Annotated in this window: 2 protein-coding genes and 1 pseudogene; all 3 read right to left on the reverse strand. The window is 31.7% G+C overall.

Annotated features, from left to right (window positions below):
• Window positions 1-523 precede the first annotated feature (523 nt).
• Window positions 524-1,264 carry an MAE_28990/MAE_18760 family HEPN-like nuclease gene (locus AB4Z17_RS32800; protein ID WP_441964564.1) on the reverse strand — a complete coding sequence of 247 codons (741 nt, stop codon included), beginning with the start codon at window positions 1,262-1,264 and terminating at the stop codon, window positions 524-526.
• Window positions 1,265-1,266: 2 nt separating this feature from the next.
• On the reverse strand, window positions 1,267-2,400 hold the full coding sequence (locus tag AB4Z17_RS32805; protein WP_441964566.1) for a DUF262 domain-containing protein: 1,134 nt from the start codon (window positions 2,398-2,400) through the stop codon (window positions 1,267-1,269).
• Window positions 2,401-3,345: 945 nt separating this feature from the next.
• Window positions 3,346-3,561, reverse strand: a pseudogene (locus AB4Z17_RS32810) (very short patch repair endonuclease); the annotation flags it as partial.

Consider the following 3,561-nt stretch of genomic DNA (forward strand, 5'->3'; position numbering starts at 1 on the left):
ACATATAGCCTCTACTTCATTAATACTCTACCATTTGTAATTTAGTAAGTACCTCCATCTCAACAACCATGGAAAACTTACCTTATGTTCTCCAATGTACTGATCCTGTTGCCATCAGGAACAGCTATTCCTTTGGATTTAGCACGTTTCTTCCAACTTTATAAGGTTGCTTCGCAAGATCCGTTTCTCTTGCTATGACGTTTACGGCTTCATTCATTAGTGGCATCATTCGTTTAACGATGGAGTACTTAAATACTTCACTATATCTCGCTATAGGCCTCCCCTCTCTTAGAACTTTTATCCTAACGCTACTTCTATTAGAGCTCATTGACAACTAGCCCAACACAGGGGAGGTTTGTTAGATTATAAAAAATACAGAAGTTAATATTTTTAGTATACATGATAATAGATAGGTTTAAATTAGTTCATTTAAACGGGTTRGCTTTACATGTAGTCTTATGCCGAAAATAAATTCCCTTGACCGCATGAGTTAGTACTTGTGTATAATAAACTATTTAGAATATTATAACCTATACTTCTTTTCAGTTATGTACGATTCGATACATGAAAACAAATCTTTTAATAATTTTATTATATTTTCACATAATTCTTCAGAGTTCTGGGATCTTATAGGCATTAATCTAGGTGGTAAATTGTCTGTAAAACCAATATTTCCATGTGCAACATTATTTCTATAATGTACAAGTGACTCTATATATTTTTTATAATTCCTAAATATATTTTCATCAAATTCAAAATAAGATATTATTTCACAAAGAACATCGTATTTCAAATTAGATTTAGTATCCACCATTGCTTCTATTGCGGCGAATTTTTCAACTTCTTCAAAATGATTGTAGATTTTCACTAATTTATCTGAAATAAAATTTTTACTTTCAGGATTTGAGGAAGTAATTTTTAACCTTAAGTCTTCCATATGTTCTTTAAAATAAAGTGCCCTTAATTTAATTTTTAAATCTTTTACCTTTACTTGTTCCTTATCAATTACTTCAAGCGTATATATTAACATACGTTTTACTGAAAACTCATATGTTGCATATACTGTAAGTATTAGTTTGAACAGGGCCCCATCATTTTCAAAGCATTTAAGCTCTATTTTATTTTGATTTTTTAATATGGACATATAATATTTATAAAAATTCAATTCATTTCTAATTAAAACTTCTGAGGAATCTAGTAAGTTTTTTATTTCAATTAAATCTTCTGTAATAATTGAGGAATTATTATTTTCTGTAGAATCCATACTTAAACCTCTAAACTAATTTTTATAAAGTTTATACGAGCCTTTACATTTTCAATTCCGCCAGTTCTTGAAGATAAGTATTCATCTTGTTTTTTAATATCAATGATATTTTGAAGGTTGATTTCTTTTCTTCGATAGTTTTCATCAGAAAAATATAACATGAATCCATCAAAATTATATTGAACAAACATTTTTTTGGTATTACTACTATTTTTACTTATCCCACCAAATATATCTGGTCCAAATTTATCATTAAGATATGAGACAAGTTTTTCAAAATCTACCTTTTCTTGTTCATAATCAAAAGTCACCTTTTCTTCTGTGACCTCTTCAAGGTATTGAGTTAATTCTTCATCCAATTTAAAGCTATCTCTAGAGTATCCATTATTTAAGAACTTATTTTTAAATAAAAAGTATCTTAATACATTTTCAGAACGTTTCATTTGTTGAATATCTTTCAACCCCATATACTTCGTAAGATCTACATAATCAACATTTTTAGCTAATTCATTTATAAAGTTTATAAATTTTTCGTCGACCATTCTTATATTACTATTTCTTAACTCTTGTTCTGATAACAGTGAACCACCTGAATTTAATCTTTTAAACATATGATACTTAACAGACTTTTCATTATCTTTTGTTAAGACCTCAATTCGAATAAACACTCGTTTCAAATTTCTTCTATCAATAATTGATAAATCATCATATGTTTTTCCGTTTAAATCTTTTCTAATTTCACAACCAATAAGTTGAAAACCTGGATTTATCGCTGAATATAACTCTAATTGATCATCTCCATTGAATTGTTCATCCTCTGTTTCATCATTTAAAGGTTGTTCTTGATTTTCAATCTGTAATTGAATACCACGGAAATTTAAATATGATGATATTCTTTGTAGTCCATCAACTAGCACATAGCTCCCATCGGTCTGTTCGTCTACATATATAGGTGGTACAGGCATATCAAGTAATAATGATTCAATAAATAAAGATTGTTGTTTTTCAGACCAACGGAATAGTCTTTGAAACTCTGGTTGTATAATTAATTCCCCGTCTTTATACATATCATAAAGTTCATTAAAAGAAATATCGAAATTTCTTCTATTTAATCTGCCGTCATTTTCTTTGTTCATAATTTACCTCCTAATATTTTGACAATATGATAATTATAATCTAATACATCTAGGAGTTGTATTTAAATTTTGCATCACAAACTAAATGCAATTAATTACTATCCCATGACTTTACTCAGAAGAAAAAAAGACGAAGACCCTTATTAAATTCACCCTATAAGATAGTCACTTTATCCTGTTTTAGCGTTACTTACTGATAGTCCCAAAATAAAAATGGACTGTAAAGTAATTTGGTCGTCTGTTCATTAATCCATATAGCACGAGATCGCTAAACTTCTCACCAAGCTCAATGAGGCAAACATGATACTAGTTCTTGACCTTTCATTTATCGTTGTATCTTCTCCATTATAATCAAGACTATGATATTTCACTCCATCTGCACAAAATGCTTATCCCTATATAAAGCAAAAACACCATCCTCATGCGGATGGTGTTAACAATGGCTAGGTTGTCTGGGTATGGTCTCTGGGTATGGTCTCGAAAGGAATACCTTTGAAGGGATGTGCTCCCGAGTTTCTGCCTTTTCAGCACAATAAATACACTCAGAAATATGATTTCTTATCATAGATTATTTTATAACGAAGTCTATCATCACCCATATAATTAACATACTTCATCTCTGTGATTCCCTCTACTCATTTCTAGACTATTTAGCCAACAGGAGATAGCCAGGAGATAGCTATAGCAAAAAGAGAGCACCTGATAAGGCGTTCTCTTACAAGGGATTGAATGGGAGAGACTTAAACCCCAAACCCCTGCTCCCCGTCCAATTTACATTAGTCATACCGTTGACCACTCAGCACCTTCTTACAGGCACTGCATTCAACAGTACAAGTCCTTTCAAACTCCAACTTATCAGTGGGATTTATTCCTGACGGGTATGGATCAATGTCCTTCACTAGTAAGACACCGCCACAGGTACATGCAAACATTCAGACTCCCCCACTACTGCAAATTTGACTTAACTTTCTTTTCAAGCTCCATGCATATCCCAGCAACATCCTTCTTCAATTCGCATTCCCAGACAACAATTACGTTCCAGCCCATTTGTCGGAGTTTTTGCTGGTTAAGTTGATCACGGGAGATGTTATTCCCGATCTTTTTCAACCAATAATCCGTATTCGATTTAGGAGCACGATAATATTTGCAGCCCTCATGCGC

The sequence above is a fragment of the Paenibacillus sp. TAF43_2 genome, from assembly GCF_052113545.1.
Taxonomy (GTDB): Bacteria; Bacillota; Bacilli; order Paenibacillales; family Paenibacillaceae; genus Pristimantibacillus.